Origin of the sequence: Hydrogenobacter hydrogenophilus, assembly GCF_900215655.1 — a bacterium.
GTDB classification, from domain to species: domain Bacteria; phylum Aquificota; class Aquificia; order Aquificales; family Aquificaceae; genus Hydrogenobacter; species Hydrogenobacter hydrogenophilus.
The window spans coordinates 24,795-47,633 of record NZ_OBEN01000008.1; the positions used below are offsets into that span (position 1 = coordinate 24,795).

Here is a 22,839-nt window from a genome sequence, read left to right on the forward strand (position 1 = left end):
ATGAGGGAAAAGTGGAAGACTATAAGCAGTCTTTTAGAGAACGAGTTTGACCTGATAGTTCAAGCGAGCTACGAAGGATGGGGAGCAGGATATGATCCTAAGTTTCTACCCTTGGTGGAAATGTGGGCAAGGGGGGAGTTGGACGAAGTGCCTCCAAATGTTAAAAGGCCTGTGGGTGTTGTGTTTGGCATACCTGACTTGGTACGAAAAAGCGAAGATTACATCATTAACGCCATAAGGCACGAGATAAGCTACCTGCTAAGTACGGAGCTCTCCCTTTGGAGGTTAGGCCAGAGGGAATTTTTCAGGTTTGGTTATCAACCAACCGCTTTCTTAGTACTTTATTCGGTGCTTGAATCTGTCAAAACAGATGAGCGTATTCTAAAAGAGCATCCTGAAAGCATTCATGTGCTAAGGCGTAGATACCAAGAAATACTTTCCGAACTTAAAGGCTTCTATCCTTACCACGAGTTTGCCCTGGGCTTTTTGAGGCTTTGGCTTTCCAAACACGAAGAAATAGATCAAAGTGTGCGCAAGCAGGTTATTTCTCTTGAGGATTTTCTAAAAGAGTACATCACAGTAAACGGCGTGCAAGCTTATTCTATGCTTATGGAAATCGCTTTTGGTAAATACAGGGTCCTTATAGAAGAATCCGCAGAGCTCAATTACATAGACATGCTTATTGACGAAGCACAAGGTAAAAAGAAGGAAGGGCATAAAGGTAGGATCATGACAGACATACTCAAAAAACTGCCAGAGGAGGACCAAAAGGTTATAAGCACTTATCAGAGTGCAGGTGATATGCCTCAAGACCTAAAGAAGAACATACTCAAAAAACTAAGAAGCCTGCCTGATTGGATGAGGGATTACATAAAACAGATGTCCTATATAAGCCTTCTTGAAAAGGACTTGGAATTTCTCGGACATTTCCTGCCCAAAACCCTTCAAACGGAAGTAGAGCACAGAGGCTTTGTTTCTTTTATTCTAAAAGGCTGGGAAGATAGTTCTTCTGAAGGTCCAGGCTTTAGCCAAAAAGATACACAAGAGTCCGAAAAAGATAAAAAGTACAAGAAAGAGTACGGTCTTAACCAAGAAGAGTTTAAAAAGTACCAAAGCCTCATGAGGAGTATAGCACCCTTTGTGGAATCCATGAAGAGAAAGTTCAGTGCACTCATACCTCAGACAGAAGAAGGATGGTATTGGGGATATCTTCATGGAAGGCGCATAGACTATAAAAAGATGCATGTAGAGATACCCACGGGAAGAGGTCGCATATACCAAAGAAGAATCATTCCGGAGAAAAAACAGCTTGCCTTTAAGCTTCTATTAGACATTTCTTCTTCCATGAGGAAAGAAGACAAAATAGAAAGTGCGATAAGATCTCTTCTGCTTTTCAGCGAAACGCTCCACGATATGAATATGCCTTTTTCCATAACAGCTTTTAGCGATAGAGTACTTAGTATAAAGTCCTTTGAGGAAGACTACAAAACAGCACGGGCTAAGATAGTAGAGCTCAAAAACATGTTAGGTGGTGGCACAAACATAGAGAAGGCTCTGCTTGTATCTTCTGAGGATTTAGAGATTTTTTGTAAAAAACACAGAATGAAAGGTGTAATGATCGTTTTCTCTGATGGTGAGCCTACAAAAGGATTAAAGGGTGATGCTCTAAAAGACCTGATAAGACAGCTAAAGAGTAGATTCCCTCTGATCGGTGTTGGAGCTGGTGAGCTAAGAAATTTTGTAGAAGAGTACTTTGAAAAGACGGGTATAAGAGTAAAAGATGTTTCCATGCTACCTTCAGCTTTTCTTTTTGTGATGGAAAACCAGTTTAGGAGGCTCTTGTCTGCATCTTAGCCTCTGGGTACTCACAGTATTCCCTTATTGGACATATATGACACAAGGGTTTTACAGGTTTGCAAATTGTTTGACCAAAGGCTACAAGGAGCTTGTTAAACTCTATCCAATACTTCTTAGGAAGTATTTTGGTAAGCTGACGTTCGGTCTCTTCAGGCTTTTTGGTCTTCACAAGACACCACCTGTTGGTGATCCTGTGCACATGGGTGTCTACGCATATAGCGGGTATACCATAGCCTTCAGCAAGAACAAGATTGGCAACCTTTCTGCCTACACCCTTGAGTTTTAAGAGTTCTTCCAACTTATCTGGAACCTTTGAGTTATACTTTTCCTTCAGCTCCTTAGCTATTTCTTTTAGGAAAAGCGCCTTGTTCTTGTAAAATCCCACAGGATAAAGAAGTTCTGAGAGCTCATCCTTATCTATTAGGTAAAGGTCTTCTACACTTTTTATCCTCTCAAAGAGCCTTTTACAGACCATCGCTGTTGTCTCATCTTTTGTCCTTGTTGATATGAGAGCACAAACAAGCACCCTAAAGGGATCTCCTGTCTTTTGAGCTATGAGGCTCACCACTGGCGCGTTCCACTTGGGAAACTCTTCCCTCAGAATGCCTATCACCTTATCCAAGTCTTCTTTTCTCATGGTTTAGTCTTTAAAGGGCGCTGTGGTAAGGTACTTTTCTCCACCATCGGGAAATACAACTACTATAACACCCTCTTCAAGCTCCTTTGCCAAAAGGAAGGCAGCATAAAGAGCTGCACCAGAAGACTGACCTACAAAGATGGCTTCCTCAAGGGCTAACCTTTTGGTCATCTCGTAAGCGTGCTCCGTCTCTACAAAGATGGTTCTGTCCAAAAAGGTTTCGTCAAATATGCCAGGCTTTATGGAACTTTCTATGTGCTTTAGCCCTTCTATGCCGTGAAAGGGATAAGCAGGTTGTACACCCACTATCTGTACTTGGGGATTGTACACCTTTAACCTTCTTCCTGTGCCCATTATAGTACCGCCAGTACCTATACCTGCAACCAAATGAGTAATGCGCCCGTTTGTCTGATGCCATATCTCTATGCCTGTAGAATAAAAGTGAGCTTTCCAGTTTGCTGGGTTATTATATTGGTCAAGATACAGATACTTTTCTGGCTCTTTTGCTACTTTTTCTCTAACAAAAAGGATGGCTCCGTCCGTACCTTCCAATGGGTCAGTTAGATACACTTTAGCCCCGTAAGCTTTTATAATCTTTTTCCTTTCCTCGCTGACGTTAGCAGGCATGGCAAGTTCTACAGGCACATTAAGAGCTGCACCCACCATAGCAAGAGCTATTCCCGTATTACCAGAAGTTGCGTCTATGACTGTTTTTCCCTCCAATATACCTTCTTTCATAGCAGAAAGGAACATGCTAAGAGCAGGTCTGTCCTTTACAGACCCTCCGGGATTAAAACTTTCAAGCTTTGCGTATATTTCCACCTTGGGAGAGATATCTTTTGGGATTATCTTCTTGATCCTAACCAAGGGCGTGTTTCCTACAAGGTTTAGTATGGAGTTTCTTAGTTTTCTGTACGGTTCGTCGTGCTCACCCAAAACCCACATTTAAAAGAAGATTATAAATTAAGAAACCTTTTAGAAAGCTTAACCATCAACTCTTGCCTCTTTTTACCTTTAGGTAAACTACTCCTTATGTTTTCCAATTTCTCCTCTATCTTTTCCAGATCCTCAGGCAGGACCCTTTGCACATACTCTCTTAGACTGCGTGAAAGAGCAGGAACTTTACCTGAAGTGGATATGCCTATGACCACATCCCCCCTAAGGACTAAGGCGGGAAATATAAAGGTGCAAAAATCTGGACTGTCAACCGCATTGCACAGTATATTTCTTTTTTTACAATACATATAGACTCTTTTCTGTAGTTTTATGTTATTAACAGCAACTATGACTAAAAAAGCTCTCTCTATGTCCTTTAGAATAAATCTCCTTCTTACTATACTGAGTTTTCCTTCCTTTTCTAAACTTTCAATAAGTGGTGTTATCTTTGGTGCAATTACCTTTATACGTGGTTTAAAGAGCAAGAGTTTTTCTATCTTCCTTTCTGCGACTTTACCTCCTCCTATTACTACTACCTCCTTATTTTCAATGTTCAAAAACGCTGGAAAATAAGGCATGTCAAAGCTCCTTACTGTCTAAGAAGAAGGTTGCAGGTCCCCAGTTTACTATGTGCACTTCCATACTTGCACCGAACCTTCCTGTGCTTACAGGAACGCTCTTAGACATAACCTCTACAAAGTAGTTGTAAAGCTCCTGAGCTTTTTTTGGATCTTCTGCTTCTTCAAAGCTTGGCCTTCTACCTTTTCTTAAATTAGCGTAAAGGGTGAACTGAGACACTACTAAAACGGAACCTTTTACATCAAGAACAGAATAGTTAAACTTACCCTTCTCGTCTTCAAAGACCCGCAGGTTTAGGATCTTATCAGCTAACTTATCCGCATCTTCTTGAGTATCACCTCTGCCTACCCCAAGAAGCACATTTAATCCCGTCCCTATTCTGCCTACTTCTTCTCCATCTACTAAAACCCACGATGCCTTTACCCTTTGTACAATAGCCCTCACGGTTTAAATTACATTATAATGAGAACATAAAAGGAGGAGGAAGATGAAAAAAACTCTTATATCTTACCTATTTATCGTTTGTATGGCACAAGCTCAAGAATACAATTTCAATGTCTTGGATGGCATAAACGAGTCCCTAAGGATCGTTGAAGTTGCCTACAAGTCTGGTGCGGAGGAAAAAGACAGGTATCACTTTGAGAAGGCAAGAGCTTACAGCGATATCTCCATGTATTTAGCATCAGAACAAGATGGGATAGGATCAAAGATCTTCGCAATAAGGAGTATGAATTCAGCATCTAAAGCTTTGGGTGGACTAAAAGGCATAGACCCTATGGAATTTATCAGTGATGAGAAGTTTGAAAAGCTAACGGGACTGAGCCTAAAGGAAGTGAACGAAAGGCTCCAATACATTAGAGAGAACAAAGGTGAAAACTGTGCACCTGATGAGCTTGCAAAAACTGAGGCATATTATGAGGCGCTCTTTTACGAGATAAACAAGGAAAAAGTTAATCGTGTTGTGCTTATGAAGTTATATAACGATGTAGTCAATAACAGCTTCTCCGCACAGGAAAAGCTAAGGTCTGCCATAGACAACAAGCTTGAATGCTATACAGGAAAAACACAAATAGTGCAGGCACAGGTACAAGAAGAGAAACCAAAGGAAGAGGAAAAACCAAAGGAAGAAAGTATCAAGGAAGAACCCCTTATGGTCACTGCAAGGATACACTTTGACTTTGACAGATACAATATAAAGAAAGAGTACATTCCACTTCTCAATCAAGTGGTTAAAACTCTCAAAGAAAATCCCAGTGTGAAGGTGAGAATAGAAGGCTACACAGATAATATAGGAAGCAAGGCATACAACGACAGACTTGCTTTAAGAAGGGCACAAGCTGTGAGAGACTATCTTGTAAAGCACGGTATAGAGGAAAGTAGAATAGAAACAGTAGGTTTCGGAAAAGAAAAATACATAGCAGACAATAAAACCTCCATAGGTAGGTTTACTAACAGGAGGGCAGATTTTATCATTTTAAGACTTTCTTCTCAGTAAATGTCATAAGTAAAGCTTATAAATATAGTAAGTATTTTTAATTGCTAAGGAAAGCAAGTAGTGATATACTTCAAAAAAATCAGTGGAGGTAAAAACTCATGGCACAACACGAGGTGCACCATCACCTTGGACAGCATGAAACGAGTATCTGGCCTCTACCGGTAGGTTTAGGTATCCTTCTTCTACCCATAGCAATAACTGCCTATGTAGCGTGGCACCAGCAGGTAATGGGGTTAGTGTTAGGTGGAGTGTCCCTCTTGCTTATGATCTTTGGACTTATAGGTTGGGCAGATGAGTTTTTCAAAAGAGGTCATGAAGAGGGGCTTGGTGGTCTTGCTATTACGCTTTTCATAGCCACTGAAGTCATCATATTTGGTACTATGTTTGCAGCCTTTTGGACTGCAAGGGTAACTCACGCAGACGTGTGGCACAGTTGGGTACCCAAAATGAACTTTGTCATACCGATTATCCTGACCCTCATACTTTGGGCTTCAAGCTTTACTATTCTCATCTCAGAAAAATCAGCAGAGGCAGGTAAAAGAGGTGCATCTATACTGTGGCTTGTTGCTACGCTCCTACTGGGAACTTCCTTCGTAATCATTCACTTTAATGAATGGCAACATCTATGGCACGAAGGTTTTACTCTTAGCTCTAACATGTACGGCACCGGTTTTTACGCCCTTACGGGGATACACACTTCTCACGTGCTTGTAGGTTTAATATCCCAACTGTATGTACTTTGGCTGCTCATGTCTGGTAGGATGTCTCCTCACAAGACCACCATGTTCAAAGCGGTTAGCATATACTGGCACTTTGTAGACCTCATGTGGCTCTTAGTTGCAAGCAGTGCCTATATCATAGGAGGTTTAGTGTGAGGAAGGTTTTCCTCATGCTTTTTCTTGTATCTTTAACTCATGCTTACAGTAATCTTCCAAAGGATTCCTACTTTAACCCTGAGGTGTTAAGGATAAACCAAGAGCTATACTTGGGCAAAAAACTCAGAAACTACACTATACTTACAGACAAAGGTTGGACTGATCTGTATAGTGTTATCAACAAAAAACCTACTATCCTTCAACTTGCTTATTATACATGCGATGCGAGCTGTCCCATACTAACGGAAAACCTTCTAAAAGCGGTAAAAGACTTAAACAAAAAAGAGTTTAATGTGCTCATTCTTTCCTTTGATAGGAGGGACAGTATAGAAACCCTAAAAACCTTTAAAACAAAACTTGGCAGTGTACCTGACAACTGGACCTTTGGTGTTCTTCAAGAGGAAGACATAAAAGACCTTACACAGAGTGTAGGATTCAAATTTTTCTTTTCGGAAAGGGATAAGACCTTTGTGCATCCCAACACTCTTATATTTCTTTCTCCAGATGGCAAGGTTATGAGGTATTTATTCGGAACCTTTCCGCGCACCAAGGACATCAACTTGGCGCTCATTGACGCTCAAAGAGAAAAGCCTACTATAAACAACATAGTGGACCTTGCTCTACTTGCGTGCTACAGATACGATCCTCACAGAAGCAGGTATGTTGTAGATCCTGTCGTGATCTTTGCATTAATGGGTTTTGGACTTATCGGTATTACAGGCTTACTTACATTAACTTTTAAAAAAGTTCAGGAGGTGTAAAGATGGATACTCTGCCCCTTGCCTATCCTGCTCATCTGTGGGATAGGATCTATGACATATGGTTATTTATAGCTGTGGTTATCTATCTTGTGGTTGCCATCCCTATGCTCTACTTTATGATAAAGTATAGGTATAGACCTGGAAAGAATGAAAACGGTGCACACATTGAAGGAAACAATGCCCTTGAGGTCACCTGGACAGTCATACCTCTACTTATAGTCATATACTTGGCAACGCAGAGTTTTGTCTTTTATAGACAGCAGAGAAACGCACCTAAAGACGCTATGGAAATAAAGGTTACTGGTTTTATGTGGGGTTGGGAAGTAGATTATCCTACAGGAAAGAAGGTTTTTGCCTTCTTCAGTCCAGACTACAAGATACCAGAAGAACAAAAAATAGTCATCCCTGTAGGAAAGCCCATCAAGGTGCTTTTGACCTCAAGGGATGTAATACACTCCTTTTATGTACGTCCAGCCAAGGTGATGGAAGACGCTGTTCCGGGTAGAATAACCCACCTTTGGTTCCAAATAAACAAACCAGGAGAGTACTGGGCTTTCTGTAGGGAGTACTGTGGCACCCAGCATTCACATATGGTAGCTATAATAAAAGCGGTGCCTCAAGACGAATTTGATAAATGGGTGAAGGCTGGTACAAACCAGTCTACCAGTAATATTGAGTTAGCAAGTAAATCAAAGGAGGTGCAGTGATGGCAGCAGTAGGCATTTACAAGCCTTGGTATAGTGCAGGTATTAAGGAGTGGCTCTTTACAACAGACCACAAGAAGATAGCAGTCTTTTACGGTGTAACCACTTTGCTCTTCTTTCTGATAGCAGGACTTATGGCTTTGGGCATTAGGTTAGAGCTATGGCAACCTGGCCTTCAGTTCGTATCCCCCGAAACTTACAACTACCTTCTTACTGGACACGGTGTTGTAATGCTCCTGTGGTGGGCTATAGGTGTGTGGAGTGCTTTTGCCAACTTTTTGATCCCTCTCATGATAGGTGCAAGAGATGTAGCCTTTCCGAGACTAAATGCCTTAAGCTGGTGGACTTTCTTTGCAGCAAGCGTACTTGTTCTTCTCACCCTTATACCTTCTAACCACGTAAAGATGATGTGGACAGGATACCCTCCATATTCTCTGAACGATGATGCGGGAATTACGGCTTTATATGTATTCATAATTCACCTTACAGGTGCAGCTTCTATAATGGGTGCGGTCAACTTTATAGTCACCACCCTTAGGATGAGAGCGCCAGGGGTTTCTCTTAAGAACATGAACCTTCTTCTACACGGTATAATGGCTGCTAATGTTATACAGCTTCTTGGTGTTCCTTCCTTTGCGGGTGCAGTCACCATGCTATTCCTTGACAAGTACCTTGGGACCAACTTTTTCAACCCTAACCTTGGTGGAGACCCGCTTATATACGAAAATGTGTTCTGGTTTTACTCCCATCCGGCGGTTTATGTTATGATTCTACCAGCTTTTGGTGTATTTTCAGAAGTTATTGCCACCTTTGCGAGAAAACCCATCTTTGGACAGATCACCATGGTCTTTGCCATATGGGCGATAGCTCTGCTTGGTTTTATGGTTTGGGTACACCACCTGTTTACTTCCGGCATACCCGATTGGGTAAGGATAGTGTTCTCTTATACCACAGTTCTGATAGGTGTTCCTACAGGAATAAAGATCTTTAACTGGGTAGCAACCTTATACAAAGGTTCTATAAGATACACAACCCCCATGCTTTTTACCCTCGGTGGGATATTTATGTTCCTCATAGGTGGTCTTACAGGTATACCTCTTGCACTCCCGTCCTTTGACATAAACGCTCAAGATTCTCAATTTGTAGTGGCACACTTCCACTATGTTCTTGGTATGGCTACTACTCTTGGAGCCTTTAGCGGTATATACTACTGGTTCCCAAAACTCACTGGAAAGATGTATAACGAAAAACTTGGAAAGCTGAGCTTTTGGATCATCATGATAGGCTCAAATCTCTTCTACTTCTTCCAATTCATTATAGGTCTTGAAGGTATGCCAAGAAGGTATGCGGATTATCCACCTATACCTGAATTCATAGAACTTCAACACATACAAACCATAGGTGCCTTTATACTGGCTTTTGGTATACTCCTTAGCCTCATAAACTGGGTTGTATCCGCTCTAAAAGGTAAAGAAGCAGGGGCTAATCCTTGGGGTTCTAACTCCTTAGAGTGGCAGATACCCTCTCCACCACCACCCCATAACTTTGACCGCATACCTGAACTGCCCGAAGGTTGGGATCCTTACGATTATGGTCGCCACAAACCTCAACACGCCTAAAATGTGAGGGGGGGTTACCCTCCCCCTTAAGAAAAGGAGATAAGCATGAGCAAAAATTCTTTTCTTTTAATTCTTTTACTTATTATCATCTTTGTATCTTACATCTTAGGTGTGCTTGCCTTTTCCTCTCCAGAAGCCAGAAAGAAAAAGTGGGAGGAATTCAGGAAAGAGTATCACTTAAGGAGATAAAGCTTTATATTTATTAAGTTATGATAGACACTCATTGCCACTTAGACCTTCTTAAGAAAGAAGACCTTGAGGATACCCTCAAAGATTCTTCCCTTGAGCATCTCATAACGGTAGGTTATGATAGAAAAACCATAAAGAACGCTTTAAAACTCGCACAGGAAAATGAGCGTATTTTCTGCGCTATAGGTTTTCATCCCCACGAAGCGGATAGTGTCAGCGATGATGACCTTTTGTGGCTAAAAGAACTCGCAGAAAAGAACCATAAGGTAAAAGCTATTGGTGAGATGGGTCTTGACTTTTACAAAGACTACTCGGATAGGAAAAAGCAGGAGGATGTGTTTAGGAAGCAAATTAACATAGCAAGAGAGCTGGGTCTTCCCATAGTAGTTCATAGCAGAGATGCGGAAGAAAAAACCATAGAAATACTCAGAGAGGAGAGAGCTTACGAAGTGGGTGGAGTTATTCACTGTTTTACCGGAAGCTACACATTTATGAAAAAGTGTGTGGACCTTGGTTTTTACATATCCTACTCTGGAATAATAACTTACAAGAATGCAGACACTCTCAGAGAAGTATTAAGAAAGACACCCACCGCAAGGATGCTTATAGAGACGGACAGTCCTTTTTTGGCACCACAGCCTGTTAGAGGAAAGCCTAACAAACCTTCCTACATATGGTATACAGCGGAAGTTATGGCAAAGCTTATTCCTAACTCTTCCGTTGAGGATATAGACCGCATGACCTCCGAAAACGCCAAACTACTCTTCAACATAGGAAATAACGGAAGGAAAGATACCATAACCTATGTTATAAACAACAAGCTTTACATAAATTTAACTAATAAGTGCAACTTGCACTGTGCTTTCTGTCAGAGGGAAAGAGAGAGAAACTTTATGGTAAAGGGCTATTGGGTTTGGACATCAAGAGATCCGAGCGTTGAGGAGGTTATCAAAGAGATAGGAGATCCCACAAAGTACGATGAAATAGTTTTTTGCGGATACGGCGAGCCTACATTGAGGTTTTCAGCGCTCAAAGATATAGCCAAGTATGTTAAGTTAAAAGGTGGTAAGGTGCGCGTTGATACGAACGGTCTTATGTTTACCTACCTTCCAGAAGAAAAGTTATCAGAGCTTAAGGGTTTAGTTGATGTTTGGTCTGTTAGTTTGAACGCTCACGATGAAGAAACGTATAACAAGGTGTGTAGGCCAGCGCAAGGTGATGCTTTCAGTAAGGTTATAAAGTTTATTAAAAGAGCTTTGGAAGAAGGTTTTGAGGTAATTGCTACCGCTGTTGATTACGAAGGTGTTGACATAGAAAGGACAAGAAAACTTGCAGAATCTCTTGGAGCTAAATGGAGGTACAGACCTTACGAGGTGGTAGGCTAATAAAATACACTTATCTAACCATAAGTAATTTTTATGTATTATACACAGTAAGGTGGTAAAATGGGAAAACAGGGGTATCATATGGTAGATCCAGATATACTTTTGCTTGCTATAGTTAACATGGCGGAAGGAGTAAAGAACCTAATAGGAGACAAAGGAGCAAAAGCAGTGCTCAGAGACGCAGGAAGACAGGCAGGTCCCAAACTTCTGGAAAGCTTAATAGGGCATTTTCCTGAAACTTTAACAAAAGAAGAAGCCTTAAGGAGAGCCTGTATAATACTTGAGGACTTGGGCTTTGCCAAGAAGATAGAAAAGGTGGATGGAGAGGTGAAGATAGAAGAAGACATATTCACGGACGCCATAATAGGTGATAATTTGTCCGAATCCCCAGTCATATACTTCTTTGCTGGTCTTATAGAAGGTTTTGTATCCTTTATGAGTAATGAGAGAATAACTCTCGTACCAGAAAGCGTGGAGAGGGGTAGGATAGTCTACAAATACTGATGAACTTGGAGAACTTTCCACTTAATGTGGAGCTTTTTTATCTTATAAATCACACAAGAAATCCCATTTTGGATACATTCTTTGGACACTTTTACTTGCTTGGAAAGGGCTATATCCTAATACCCATCTTAGTTTTTGTTTTGCTCTTCCAAAGAGAAAGACTCTGGCTGTTCCTTACTTCTCTTATTATTGAAACTTTAAGCGTGCAGTTTTTAAAGGTGTATTTTAGTTTGCCCAGACCCGCAAGTACGCTTACAGATGTGTATCTTCTTGAACCTCTTTATCACAGGTCCTTCCCTTCTGGGGACACTGCTATGGCTTTTCTTTTGGCTTCCTTTTTTTCACCTGTTGCTACAGGTCCTCTGAAAATTTTATTGTGGCTTTATGCTTTTATAATAGCTTACGGCAGGATCTATGTGGGTGCGCACTTCCCCATTGATGTACTTGCAGGTGCCCTCATTGGCATAATGTCTTACTATGTAGCCTACAAGATAAACAGGAGAATCTCACATGTTTCGCTTTGAACTTATTTGCTCTGATGGAAAAGCAAGAAGGGGAAGATTAATTACGCCTCATGGTATTATCGATACACCTGTCTTTATGCCCGTTGGAACTCAAGGAACTGTAAAGGCTATGATACACAAGCTTTTGGAAGATATAAATGTTCAGATAATCCTTGGCAATACCTACCATCTTTATCTCAGACCTGGTCCAGAGGTTATAAAGCTTGCAGGCGGACTTCATAGCTTTACAGGGTGGCACAAGCCCATCTTAACTGATAGCGGTGGCTTTCAGGTTTTCTCTCTATCTAAAGGAAGAACTAAGGATAACAGGTCAGGCGTGAGAGTCTTTGAAGAAGGCGTAGAGTTTAAGGACCACCTTTCTGGCTCTTTGCACTTCTTCACACCTGAAAAGGTTATAGAACTGCAGGAAATCCTTGGTTCTGACTTTATCATGCCTTTGGATGAGTGCGTGGAGTATCCTACTACTTATGCTTACGCAGAGTCCGCTCTTTTGAGGACACTAAGGTGGCTTGACAGAAGTATAAAACACAAAAGGAGAGAGGATCAGGCACTTTTTGGTATAGTCCAAGGCTCTACTTTTGAGGATCTGAGGATACTTTCTGCTACCGCTACTGTGGAGAGAGACCTTTTTGGCTACGCCATAGGTGGACTATCCGTAGGTGAACCAAAAGATATTATGTATGATATAACGCAGGTAGTGTGCGAATACTTACCTTGGAACAAACCCAGATACCTAATGGGTGTGGGTATGCCAGAAGACATTATAGAGTGTGTAGCCAGAGGCATAGACATGTTTGACTGCGTAGCACCCACCCGTATGGCAAGGACAGGTACTCTCTTTACTCATTCTGGAAAGCTCAACATCACCAACGAAGCTTTTAAGAAGGACTTTTCACCCATAGACGAGGAATGCTCTTGCTATACATGCAGTAATTTTACCAGAGCTTACCTAAGACACCTTTACAAATCCGAGGAGATATCCGCCTACATACTGGGCACCATACACAACCTGAGCTTTTATCAAAAGCTTATGCAGGACATAAGGATAGCCATAGAAGAAGGACGTTTTGAAAGTTTCAGAAGGTCATGGATGGAGAGATACTCAAGCAAGTTGTGTTAGAATTTATCCCATGTTTGTGTACGAGAAGATAAGTTCCGAAAGGCTCATCCTACATCTTCACGGCTTTGCATCAAACACAAAGAACTCAAAAGTGAGCATGCTAACGGATTACATCTACAAGAGTGGAAAGTTTTCTCTGTTTTGTATGGATATGGATTACCACACAACCACTACCAGCAAGGTATTAGAAGTTCTTGATACGCTTCTTAAAGGTTTTAAAGAAAGCTACAAGAAGATCCTTCTTTCAGGTAGCTCTCACGGAGCATATATAATTTTAAACTACATTAGGTTCTACGGAGGAGAGCTTATAAGCTCTGCACTGCTTTTTGCTCCATCTTACTCAACTTTGCAGTTAACACTTGCGCAAGAAGGTATAGAAAAGTGCCAAAGGTGGCTAAAAGGAGAAGAAGAACTGGTAATAAACGAATGCGAAACTGGTCTGCATCTCACCATACACAGAGATTTTGCCAAAGACATACTGGAGAAGGGCTACGAGATCATATCAGATGGGTGCGTGCATTTCCCTCAAGAACCTCCTATCCCTATACTAATAGTTCATGGTACTCAGGATAAGGTGGTGCCTGTAGAACACTCAAGGACCTTTGTAGAAAAGGTAAAAGTAAAAAAGTATATAGAGGTAGAGGATGATCACAGACTTAGCAAAAGCTTTGTTAAACTATTATACGAAGATAGGGTCTTTGAAATTTTTGATTGATGATTATCATAACACGGTAAGTTCAAAGGCATATAGTTATAAATTGTATTAAGAACGAAAAAGGAGGTGTTAGTTATGTTTGAATACAGTGAAAAGGTGCTTGATCACTTTTTGAACCCAAGAAATGTGGGTGTGCTTGAGGATGCCAACGCTATAGGTCAGTGTGGTAATCCTGCTTGCGGAGATGCTATGCTGTTTACTCTTAAGATAAATCCAGAAAACGATGTGATAGAAGATGTTAGGTTCAAAACCTTTGGGTGTGGTTCAGCTATAGCGGTCTCTTCACAGCTGACCGAAATGATAAAGGGAAAACCCATAAGCTACGCTTTGAATCTTACCTACAAGGACATATTTGATGAATTAGGAGGATTACCACCCCAAAAGATACACTGCACTAACTTGGGATTGGAAACCCTTCATGTAGCTATAAAGGATTATCTCCTCAAACAGGGAAGGATAGAAGAAGCGGAAAAAATACCCGGTTGCTACGAAGAGGAAGAAGAAGAAAGTGGAGAGTTTGAGTTTCTATCTACATGAGTAAAAGGGCTGTTGCTCTTCTTTCTGGAGGGCTTGATAGTAGCTTAGCTGTCCGCCTTCTTAAGGATCAAGGCGTTGAAATTAAGGCTTTGTACTTTTACACAGGTTTTTGTATCACGGAACACAAAAGACGCCTTGGTCTTAAGAAGGAAGATGGACAGCAGTATGTCAATCCTGCCATCAGAGCAGCAGCCCAGCTTCAGGTACCCATAGAAGTTGTGGACATTTCCCAAGAGTACTTTAATGTAATCCTAAACCCCAAGTACGGATACGGTAAAAATGTAAATCCGTGTGTGGACTGTAGAATTTTGATGCTAAAGAAAGCTAAAGAAATTATGGAAAGACAAGGCTACTCCTTTGTTATCACAGGTGAGGTACTGGGACAGAGACCCATGAGTCAGACGAGAGAGAAGCTAAAGCTCATAGAAAGAGATGCAGGGCTTGAGGGTTATGTGGTAAGACCCCTCTCTGCAAAACTTCTTCCTACGACAGTGCCAGAAAAACTCGGTTGGATAAACAGAGAAAAACTCTTAAGCATAAAGGGAAGGGGTAGAAACATACAGATACAGCTGGCAAAGAAGTACGGTCTTGAATACGAGCAACCTGCGGGTGGTTGTTGTTATCTTACTGACGAGAATTATGCCATCAAATTCAAAGAGTCCCTCGCAGTAGATGGTTTTATTACGCGCGAAGATCTTGTGCTGTTCTCTGTTGGCAGACACCTAAGACTTCCATCTAAAACAAAGCTAATAGTAGCAAGAAACGAAGGAGAGGCAAAGTTCTTAATGACCTTCAAAAATCGCTATGATCATGCCTACAGGAAAGATGGCAAAGGTACTTTTGTTCTGATAAAGGGAGAAATACCAGAAGGGGAACACCAGCTTGTGGCGGATATAGTGTCCAGATACTCAAAAAGAGAGCCGTGTTATGTTATCCTTAGTATAAAGGGAGAGCAGAAGGAAATATGGGCTCAGCCTATTGACGATGCTCTGCTAGATAGTTTTAAAATATACACTAAGAAAGGGGCTATGAGATGAATTTGGAAGACATAAAACCCGATGTGGTTCACGATGTAGTGGGCACTTTTTGTCCAGTACCCATAGCGGAGACTTCTAAGGTTATGAAAAGTATGAAGATAGGTGAGATCCTTGAGCTTATAGCTGATGATCCCGGTGTAGTTGAAGACATTCCCGCATGGTGTAATGCTACAGGGCAGGAATTTCTCGGCATGTACGAAGAGGACGGAGAGTACCATCTATTTGTGAGAAAAGTAAAGGAACTATGAGGGAGAGAATAACCTTTGACGCTAATCTCAAACAACTTATTGAAGAACAGCCTAAGATAAAGGAACTTCTGTATGACTACGGACTTAAAAAGCTTGAGGAAGAAGACATAGCAGATGTGGTGCTTGACAAGCTTACTTTGAAAGGATTTTTCCGTATGATGGATTTAGATGACGAAACTCAGGGACTTATATGGGAAAAGATACAACATTTATACAAAGAGATGGAGGATAAAAAATGACACAAGAAGAGTTTCAGCAGGTAGAGGATGTTTTGAAAAAGATAAGGCCTGCTCTTAAGGAGCATCACGGAGACCTAAAGATTGTTGATATTAAAGAAGGGAATGTTTACCTCCAGTTTGAAGGTGGTTGTACCGAATGCCCTATAGTTGATGCAAGCGTAAAAGATGTGGTGGACATGGCTATACGGGGAAATCTCTCTTGGGTCAAAAAGGTGGAGATACTACAGCCCAGACTCCACATTGGATGAAGATATCTGGAAAGACGCAAGTCTACGGTATAGTAGGCTACCCTGTTAGGCACTCTCTGTCCCCTGTGTTCCAGAATGCTTCCTTTGAGTACTTTTCTGTAGATGCCATCTACGTAGCTTTTGAAGTAAAGCCGGAGGACTTCACTACTGCTTTTTTGGGATTGAGAGCCTTAGGAGTAAAAGGTGTAAACATTACTTTACCTTTTAAGGAAAGAGCACTTGAACTTTGCGACTTTTTAGATGAACATGCAAGAGAAATAGGTGCTGTAAACACTATAAAGTTTGCAAACCGGATAGAGGGATACAACACTGACTGGATAGGCTTTCTAAGAGCACTAAAGGACTTGGAGGGAGACATAAAAAACAAGAAGGTTTTGGTTTTGGGGGCAGGTGGTACTTCAAAAGCTGTAATTTATGCACTCAGCAAGGAAGGTTGTTATGTTTACGTGTGGAACAGGACCATTCAAAAAGCGCTTGAGTTAGCAGAAAGATTTTCTATACATGTGGTAAGCCATCCTGAGGATGTGCTTGATGATGTGGATATAATTGTAAACACAACCTCTGTAGGTTTATCAGAAAGGGACCCTCACCTTTTTGATTATGAAAAGATAAAAGAGAGCCACACGGTTTTTGATGTTATATACAAAAGGACGCCTCTTTTGGAAAAGGCTATAGAAAAAGGAGCAAAAGCACAAGATGGACTTGTTATGCTTCTTTATCAAGGAATAGAGAGCTTCAGGATATGGACTGGTATGGAAGTACCTTTAAACGTTGTAAAAGATAGTTTATCTCTTTAGCTCACTATCTCCGTACCTATACCTTCTTCCGTAAAAACCTCTAAAAGTATGGAGTGTGGACATCTACCGTCTATAATGTGAACTTTTTTAACACCCGCTTGTAGTGCTTTGATGGCGCTTTTTACTTTTGGTATCATCCCACCCTTTATAGTACCATTTTTTATAAGCTGATAGATCTCCTCTTTGCTTATTGAGGATATAACCTCTCCGTGTTGGTCTTTTATACCCTCTGTATCTGTCAGGAATATGAGCTTTTCTGCCTTCATGTACCTTGCAACTTCGCTGGCAACCACATCGGCGTTTATGTTATATGCTTCTCCATGCGAGCCTACACCGATGGGTGCTATAACGGGTATGTAATTGTTGTCCATTAGGGTGGAAAGTAAGTGTGTGTTGATGCTCTCTACCTGTCCTACAAAACCTATGTCCTCTTCTGGTACTTCAAGCCCCAACTCTTTAAAGTACTCTTCTTTGTCCAATTTCTTAGCCTTTATGAGGTTTCCGTCCCTACCTGAGAGTCCCACCGCGTATACCTGCTCACCACTGTGTTTGTTTATAAGTGCTACTATGTCTTTGTTTATATCTCCTGCGAGTACCATCTCCACTACATGCATAGTCTCTTCATCCGTTTTTCTCATACCTCCTACAAATTTGGCCTCTATTCCAAAACTCTCTAAGGTCTTGTTTATCTGTGGTCCTCCACCGTGCACTACTATTACCTTTATTCCCACATACCTAAGCAATAGAACATCTTTTGCAAAGCTCTCTCGTAGAGACTCTTCGATCATGGCAGAGCCTCCGTACTTGATCACAAAGGTCCTGCCATAAAACTGCCTTATGTAAGGGAGTGTGGATTGGAGCATTTTAGCCTTGTATATAAGCTCTTTTATAGACATGAGGATAGCTCCTTTAGGTAGTCCTTTATGCCTTCTTCAAGGGTGTAGTCTGGTGTGTATCCAAGGTATTCCTTTATTCTGGTTATATCTGCCTGCGTGTACTTCTGATAGAAGTCATAAGGGCAGTCAAAGTACTCTACCTCTGTCTTTATACTTAGCTCTCTACTTAGTATTTCCACTATCTCATTAAAACTTCTTGCAGTGCCTGTGCCTACATTGAATATACCAGACACATCTTTTTCTAAAGCCAACATGTTAGCCTTTACCACATCCTTTATGTAAACAAAATCCCTTTTTTGCTCTCCCCACTTGAAAAGTCTGGGTCTTTCCCCTAAGACGAGCTTTTTGTATATTTGGTATATCATACTTGCTGACTTGCCTTTGTAGGCTTCTCCTTGTCCATAAACATTAAAGTATCTAAAGCCTACTACCTTTATGTGAGGATACTTTTCCATAAAGTTTGTTGCTATTCTGTCCATTACAAGTTTGGAAAAGCCGTATATGTTTTCGGGTTTTAATTCTCCTTCTTCTCTCATGGGTGGTGGTACATTTCCGTACACACCGGCAGAAGATGCGTATATGAGTTTAGCTTTCCATGAAAGAACCGCTCTGAGCACATGCCTAAAGCTCTCAGCGTTAACCTCCATCATAAGCCTTTGGTCTGTTATAGTGGTGTCCGTAATGGCAGCTTTATGAAACACCACATCAAACTCATACTCCTTTGTGATCCAGTCCCATAACTCTGCGTCCCTTATATCGCCCGTTATTACTTCTCCTTTGAAGCCAAGTAGGTTTTTAAAATGACCAGAAGAGAAGTCATCAAGTACATACACTTTTGAGCTTGGATACCTTTCTTGCAAACTCTTGGCTATGTTGGAACCTATAAAACCCGCTCCTCCTGTTATAAGTACTCTCATGGAGAAACCTCTGTAGTACTTACTTCTTTAAGGGACTTTATTAGGCTTTCTAACTTGGCTTTTTCTGTATTTAGCTCCTCCTCTAATGACCTTGCCTTTTGTACTTCTTCCTGTGGTGCTTTCTTTAGGAAGTTTTCGTTGCTCAGCTTCTTCTGAATGTTTTCAAGGGTTTTTAGGACTTCTTGATACCTTTTAGTGTAAGAAGCTAAGAGCTCATTAACCTTTATGCCCTCTTCCACAGGTATGAAAAACTCAAAGTCTTTATAAAAGCCCGCTACGGAGTTTGCAGGTTTTTGTTCTACCTTGATAAGATCCTCAAGTCTTGCCAAGCTGAGTATATGTTCTCTGAACTCTTCATACTCGTCAGCGTCTGCCTTGTAATAAAGCTTTATCTTCTTTGAAGGCTCTATCCTCAGATCACTCCTGAGAGACCTTATGGCGGATATGATGCCTTTTATTTTTTCCACTTTTTCTTCTGCCTCTGGAAAAACTTCCTGCGGGTTAAATGTGGGAAATTCTGTCAGAGATATATCCTCTTTGTAAGCTGTGGGTAGCTTAGAGTAGAGCTCTTGGGTTATGTAAGGCATAAAGGGATGCAAAAGTTTGAGAATTTTGTCAAACACACTAAGGAGTACCGTTTGTACAGTTATCCTTTCTGCCTTTATTTTTGCTTCTTGTAGCTGTTTTTCTTCCTCAGATAAGCCATCTTTGGGTTTTGCATAAAGTCTGAGCTTGGACATTTCCAAGTACCAATCACAAAACTCTCCCCAGACAAACTCGTAAAGGGTTTGGCTTGCTGTAGAAAACTCATACTCAGATAGAGCTAAGTTGACCTTTTGAATGACTCTGTTTAGTTTTGTGAGTATCCAAAGGTCTTCGCTCCTTGGAGGTGATGCGTAGGGCATGTTTTGAAGAAGATGGTCGTCTAGGTTCATTAGGATAAACCTTCCCGCATTCCATAGCTTGTTGGCAAAGTGCTTGTATCCCTCAAACCTCTTTTCAGATAGTTTTATATCTCTGCCTTGCACGGTAAGCACCGCAAGTGTGAATCTCAAGGCATCCGCACCGTAGCGTTCTATTATGTCCAATGGGTCTATTACATTGCCTTTAGTTTTTGACATTTTTTGCCCCTTTTCGTCTCTTACGAGTGCATGTATGTAGACATCTCTAAAGGGAACATCTTCCATAAAGTAAGTGCCCATCATTATCATGCGCGCAACCCAGAAGAAGATGATGTCAAAGCCTGTCACTAAGAGATCTGTAGGATAAAGGTTCTCAAGGTCCTTGGTCCTCTCTGGCCATCCGAAAACACCAAAAGGCCAAAGGGCAGAAGAAAACCATGTGTCTAAAACATCCTCTTCTTGCGATAAGTTTTCAGAACCGCAGTGCTTACACCTCAAAATAAACACGTACCTTTTAGATTTAGGGTCATACTTGTACCTGTTTCTTTTTTCTGTAAGCAATGCCATAGGATTTAGGTCTTGAGATAAAAAGAGTCTAAGAGAGTGAGCGTCCAGCTTTGTAGAGTGGTATTTGTGGAAAGCAAACTTTTTGTAAAAGTCAAGCACTGTCAGTTCAGGGTGAGCAAAGGAAGGTGAGTTTAGAACTTTCTCCACCTCTTCTGGGGTAAAAGCGTAGTTTATCTTACCGTCCGCTATAAGGTTAAAGATAATCTTGTCATAGACCCTATCAAAATCATCATCTGTGAATACATTCTCCTTACCACAGTCCCTACAGTACCATACGGGTATGCGATGCCCCCACCATATCTGCCTTGATATGCACCAATCTCTTAGGTTTTCCATCCACTGCAGGTATATCTTTTTCCAACCCTCTGGTATGAATCTTATCTTTCCTTCTTCAACAACCTTTATGGCTCTGTCCCTTATCTTTGGGTCTGAAACTTTAACAAACCACTGCTCCGAAACCATAGGTTCTATAGTGGTCTTACATCTGTAGCACTTACCTACAGCGTGCCTATGATGCTCTACCTTTTCCAAAAGCCCCATCTGGGAAAGCTTTTCCACTATTTTCTCCCTTGCGGTGTATCTGTCAAGACCACTGAAATCACCTGCATTTTCGTTCATACGAGCGTGCTGGTCCATGACCTTTACAAAAGGTAGATTATGCCTTTTACCTATTTCAAAGTCCTTTGGGTCGTGAGCTGGTGTGATTTTGACCGCTCCTGTGCCAAAGTCTGAGAGCACCGATTCATCCGCTATGATGGGTATCTCTGGTGCTACCTCTTGTCCTGACATGGACTTTCTTTTCCAATTTACTAAAGGGAGTCTCACTTTTTTACCTATAAGGCGTTTGTATCTCTCATCTGCAGGATGGACCGCTACCGCAGTGTCTCCCAACATGGTTTCTGGCCTTGTTGTTGCAACAGTTATGTATCCAGACCCATCTACTAAGGGATACTTTATGTAGTAAAGCTTTCCATCTTCTTCCTCGTGCTCCACCTCAAGGTCAGAAAGAGCGGTCAGGTCTCTTGGACACCAGTTTATTATGTACTCACCCCTATATATGAGCCCATCTTCGTAGAGCTTTCTAAAAGCGTATCTAACAGCCCTTGAAAAACCCTCATCAAGAGTAAATCTCTCCCTTTCCCAATCAACACTGACACCGAGCTTTTCAAGTTGTTCCTTTATAGAGTTTCTGGAAATGGGAACCCACTCCCAAACTTTTTTGATAAACTCCTCCCTACCAAGGTCTAACCTGTTTTTACCCTCATCTTGCAGTTTCTTATCCACCACATACTGAGTGGCAATACCTGCGTGATCAAAACCCGGCACCCACACTACGCTTTTTCCTAACATTCTCTGCCATCTGCATATGATGTCCTGGAGAGTGGCGTTCAGAGCATGACCCATATGAAGAGATCCTGTTACATTAGGAGGAGGTATAACTACAGAAAACTTGTTTTCCTTATTAGCTTCTGATACATGATAGAGGGCTTTTTCCACCCAACTTTTTGAATGCTTGTCTTCTACAGCTTTGTGGTTGTACTCACCTATGTCTTTCATAGGTTATTTATTATAAACTTGAGTAGTGCCTTTTGGGTGTATAGTCTATTTTCTGCTTGCGTAAATATGAAATCCGCAAACCTTTCAAAAACATCTTCTGTTATTTCCTCGCCTTTGTTAGCAGGCAGACAGTGCATCACCTTAACACTTTCTTTTGCGTGTGATAAGAGCTCCGCATTTACCTGATAAGGCATAAAAGCCTTTAGTTTTTCTTCGCTTCTTTCTTGGTTCATACTTACCCACACATCTGTGTAAACTACATGCGCATCTCTTACTGCTTCCACAGGGTTTGTCGTTATGTATATACTACCACCGGTGATCCTACAAAGGTCCTCACCTGCCTGATAGTAAAAACTGCTTGGCTCGTAGCCTTCTGGTACCGCAACAAAGAGGTTAAGACCAAAAAGACCGGCAGCCACAAGCCAAGTATTGCACACGTTGTTGCCATCACCTACGTAAGCTATCTTTATGTTCTTTAGATCTTCCTCAAAAGTCTCGTAAAGAGTAAATACATCGCTGAGCACCTGGCAGGGATGAGACATGTCTGTGAGCGCGTTTATCACAGGAATAGTGGAGTGTTTGGCAAACTCCTCAAGCTTTCTGTGAGAATCTGTCCTTATGACTATGCAGTCCAAGTATCTGGATAAAGTTCTTGCGGTGTCTTTTAGGTCTTCGCCCCTTGATATCTGAAGGTTCTGCTCCGCAAGGTATATGGCATTCCCACCCAATTGGTTTACAGCCACTTCAAAAGATACCCTTGTCCTTGTGGAGGGTTTTGTGAAAAACAAACCCACATTTCTTCCCAGAAGATACTTTTGAGCATCTTTACCTTTTTTTATGTCTTGCGTGTCTAAAAGTATGCGCCATCCCTCATCAGGAGTTATGTCCCAAAGGTCTATAAAGTTCCTTACCATTTAAAATATTATACCCTAGTTGCACAAAGTTTTATGATATTCATAAAAACTTCTTATTGAAATACCTTTTAAGTGTGATT

At 41.3% G+C, this 22,839-nt stretch carries 26 protein-coding genes; 18 read left to right on the forward strand and 8 right to left on the reverse strand.

Features of this window, described 5'->3' with window-relative positions:
- On the forward strand, positions 1–1,854 hold the full coding sequence (locus tag CP948_RS06770) for a vWA domain-containing protein (RefSeq protein WP_096602688.1): 1,854 nt from the start codon (positions 1–3) through the stop codon (positions 1,852–1,854).
- Here CP948_RS06770 and CP948_RS06775 read toward each other — a convergent pair.
- From CP948_RS06775 to dtd, 4 genes are read right to left on the reverse strand one after another with little or no spacing between them, the layout of a single operon-like run.
- Complete coding sequence (locus CP948_RS06775; RefSeq protein ID WP_096602690.1) at positions 1,829–2,494, reverse strand: endonuclease III domain-containing protein; 666 nt, start codon at positions 2,492–2,494, stop codon at positions 1,829–1,831. The genes CP948_RS06770 and CP948_RS06775 overlap by 26 nt on opposite strands.
- Before the next feature lie 3 nt (positions 2,495–2,497).
- Positions 2,498–3,439 carry a cysteine synthase B gene (gene cysM / locus CP948_RS06780; RefSeq protein ID WP_096602692.1) on the reverse strand — a complete coding sequence of 314 codons (942 nt, stop codon included), beginning with the start codon at positions 3,437–3,439 and terminating at the stop codon, positions 2,498–2,500.
- Positions 3,440–3,450: 11 nt separating this feature from the next.
- Entirely contained in the window at positions 3,451–4,008 is a 558-nt protein-coding gene (locus tag CP948_RS06785) for a precorrin-2 dehydrogenase/sirohydrochlorin ferrochelatase family protein (RefSeq protein WP_096602694.1), read from the reverse strand.
- 1 nt (position 4,009) lies between these two features.
- Positions 4,010–4,453, reverse strand: a complete 444-nt coding sequence (gene dtd / locus CP948_RS06790; protein WP_096602696.1) for a D-aminoacyl-tRNA deacylase — start codon at positions 4,451–4,453, stop codon at positions 4,010–4,012.
- A gap of 43 nt (positions 4,454–4,496) precedes the next feature.
- Here dtd and CP948_RS06795 point away from each other — a divergent pair, with 43 nt between their 5' ends.
- From CP948_RS06795 to aroE, 17 genes are all read left to right on the forward strand, one after another.
- Positions 4,497–5,504: an OmpA family protein gene (locus CP948_RS06795; protein WP_096602698.1), complete on the forward strand. Its 1,008-nt coding sequence runs from the start codon at positions 4,497–4,499 to the stop codon at positions 5,502–5,504.
- 98 nt (positions 5,505–5,602) lie between these two features.
- Positions 5,603–6,379: a cytochrome c oxidase subunit 3 gene (locus tag CP948_RS06800; RefSeq protein WP_096602700.1), complete on the forward strand. Its 777-nt coding sequence runs from the start codon at positions 5,603–5,605 to the stop codon at positions 6,377–6,379.
- Positions 6,376–7,140, forward strand: a complete 765-nt coding sequence (locus CP948_RS06805; RefSeq protein WP_096602702.1) for an SCO family protein — start codon at positions 6,376–6,378, stop codon at positions 7,138–7,140. Before CP948_RS06800 ends, CP948_RS06805 begins: the two co-directional genes overlap by 4 nt.
- 2 nt (positions 7,141–7,142) lie before the next feature.
- Positions 7,143–7,847 carry a cytochrome c oxidase subunit II gene (coxB, locus tag CP948_RS06810; protein WP_096602704.1) on the forward strand — a complete coding sequence of 235 codons (705 nt, stop codon included), beginning with the start codon at positions 7,143–7,145 and terminating at the stop codon, positions 7,845–7,847.
- Entirely contained in the window at positions 7,847–9,463 is a 1,617-nt protein-coding gene (locus tag CP948_RS06815) for a cytochrome c oxidase subunit I (protein WP_096602706.1), read from the forward strand. Before coxB ends, CP948_RS06815 begins: the two co-directional genes overlap by 1 nt.
- Before the next feature lie 45 nt (positions 9,464–9,508).
- A complete protein-coding gene (locus tag CP948_RS08880; RefSeq protein WP_180764102.1) occupies positions 9,509–9,652 on the forward strand; it encodes a hypothetical protein in 144 nt (47 codons plus the stop codon).
- Between the two features lie 20 nt (positions 9,653–9,672).
- Positions 9,673–11,037, forward strand: coding sequence for a YchF/TatD family DNA exonuclease (locus CP948_RS06820; protein ID WP_096602708.1), 1,365 nt, complete (start codon positions 9,673–9,675; stop codon positions 11,035–11,037).
- 81 nt (positions 11,038–11,118) lie between these two features.
- Positions 11,119–11,541, forward strand: coding sequence for a hypothetical protein (locus tag CP948_RS06825; protein WP_096602814.1), 423 nt, complete (start codon positions 11,119–11,121; stop codon positions 11,539–11,541).
- A complete protein-coding gene (gene lpxE, locus CP948_RS06830) occupies positions 11,541–12,065 on the forward strand; it encodes a lipid A 1-phosphatase LpxE (protein WP_096602710.1) in 525 nt (174 codons plus the stop codon). Before CP948_RS06825 ends, lpxE begins: the two co-directional genes overlap by 1 nt.
- Positions 12,052–13,185, forward strand: a complete 1,134-nt coding sequence (gene tgt / locus CP948_RS06835; protein ID WP_096602712.1) for a tRNA guanosine(34) transglycosylase Tgt — start codon at positions 12,052–12,054, stop codon at positions 13,183–13,185. The genes lpxE and tgt overlap by 14 nt, the downstream gene beginning before the upstream one ends.
- Before the next feature lie 10 nt (positions 13,186–13,195).
- Positions 13,196–13,900, forward strand: coding sequence for a YqiA/YcfP family alpha/beta fold hydrolase (locus tag CP948_RS06840; protein ID WP_096602714.1), 705 nt, complete (start codon positions 13,196–13,198; stop codon positions 13,898–13,900).
- Between the two features lie 75 nt (positions 13,901–13,975).
- Positions 13,976–14,437, forward strand: coding sequence for an iron-sulfur cluster assembly scaffold protein (locus tag CP948_RS06845; RefSeq protein WP_096602716.1), 462 nt, complete (start codon positions 13,976–13,978; stop codon positions 14,435–14,437).
- Positions 14,434–15,474, forward strand: a complete 1,041-nt coding sequence (locus tag CP948_RS06850) for a hypothetical protein (protein ID WP_096602718.1) — start codon at positions 14,434–14,436, stop codon at positions 15,472–15,474. The genes CP948_RS06845 and CP948_RS06850 overlap by 4 nt, the downstream gene beginning before the upstream one ends.
- Positions 15,471–15,722: a sulfurtransferase TusA family protein gene (locus CP948_RS06855; protein ID WP_096602720.1), complete on the forward strand. Its 252-nt coding sequence runs from the start codon at positions 15,471–15,473 to the stop codon at positions 15,720–15,722. The genes CP948_RS06850 and CP948_RS06855 overlap by 4 nt, the downstream gene beginning before the upstream one ends.
- On the forward strand, positions 15,719–15,961 hold the full coding sequence (locus CP948_RS06860; protein WP_096602722.1) for a DUF1858 domain-containing protein: 243 nt from the start codon (positions 15,719–15,721) through the stop codon (positions 15,959–15,961). Before CP948_RS06855 ends, CP948_RS06860 begins: the two co-directional genes overlap by 4 nt.
- Positions 15,958–16,209 carry a NifU family protein gene (locus tag CP948_RS06865; RefSeq protein ID WP_096602724.1) on the forward strand — a complete coding sequence of 84 codons (252 nt, stop codon included), beginning with the start codon at positions 15,958–15,960 and terminating at the stop codon, positions 16,207–16,209. The genes CP948_RS06860 and CP948_RS06865 overlap by 4 nt, the downstream gene beginning before the upstream one ends.
- Entirely contained in the window at positions 16,206–17,006 is an 801-nt protein-coding gene (gene aroE, locus CP948_RS06870) for a shikimate dehydrogenase (RefSeq protein ID WP_096602726.1), read from the forward strand. The genes CP948_RS06865 and aroE overlap by 4 nt, the downstream gene beginning before the upstream one ends.
- On the opposite strand, the gene argB is transcribed toward aroE, so the two are convergent.
- The 4 genes from argB to argF are packed head-to-tail and all read right to left on the reverse strand — an operon-like array spanning position 17,003 to position 22,759.
- Complete coding sequence (gene argB, locus CP948_RS06875) at positions 17,003–17,896, reverse strand: acetylglutamate kinase (protein ID WP_219350205.1); 894 nt, start codon at positions 17,894–17,896, stop codon at positions 17,003–17,005. The two genes, aroE and argB, sit on opposite strands and share 4 nt — an antisense overlap.
- Positions 17,893–18,819 carry an ADP-glyceromanno-heptose 6-epimerase gene (gene rfaD / locus CP948_RS06880; RefSeq protein ID WP_096602730.1) on the reverse strand — a complete coding sequence of 309 codons (927 nt, stop codon included), beginning with the start codon at positions 18,817–18,819 and terminating at the stop codon, positions 17,893–17,895. The genes argB and rfaD overlap by 4 nt, the downstream gene beginning before the upstream one ends.
- On the reverse strand, positions 18,816–21,845 hold the full coding sequence (locus tag CP948_RS06885; RefSeq protein WP_096602732.1) for a valine--tRNA ligase: 3,030 nt from the start codon (positions 21,843–21,845) through the stop codon (positions 18,816–18,818). The genes rfaD and CP948_RS06885 overlap by 4 nt, the downstream gene beginning before the upstream one ends.
- Entirely contained in the window at positions 21,842–22,759 is a 918-nt protein-coding gene (argF, locus tag CP948_RS06890) for an ornithine carbamoyltransferase (RefSeq protein ID WP_096602734.1), read from the reverse strand. The genes CP948_RS06885 and argF overlap by 4 nt, the downstream gene beginning before the upstream one ends.
- Positions 22,760–22,839 lie beyond the last annotated feature (80 nt).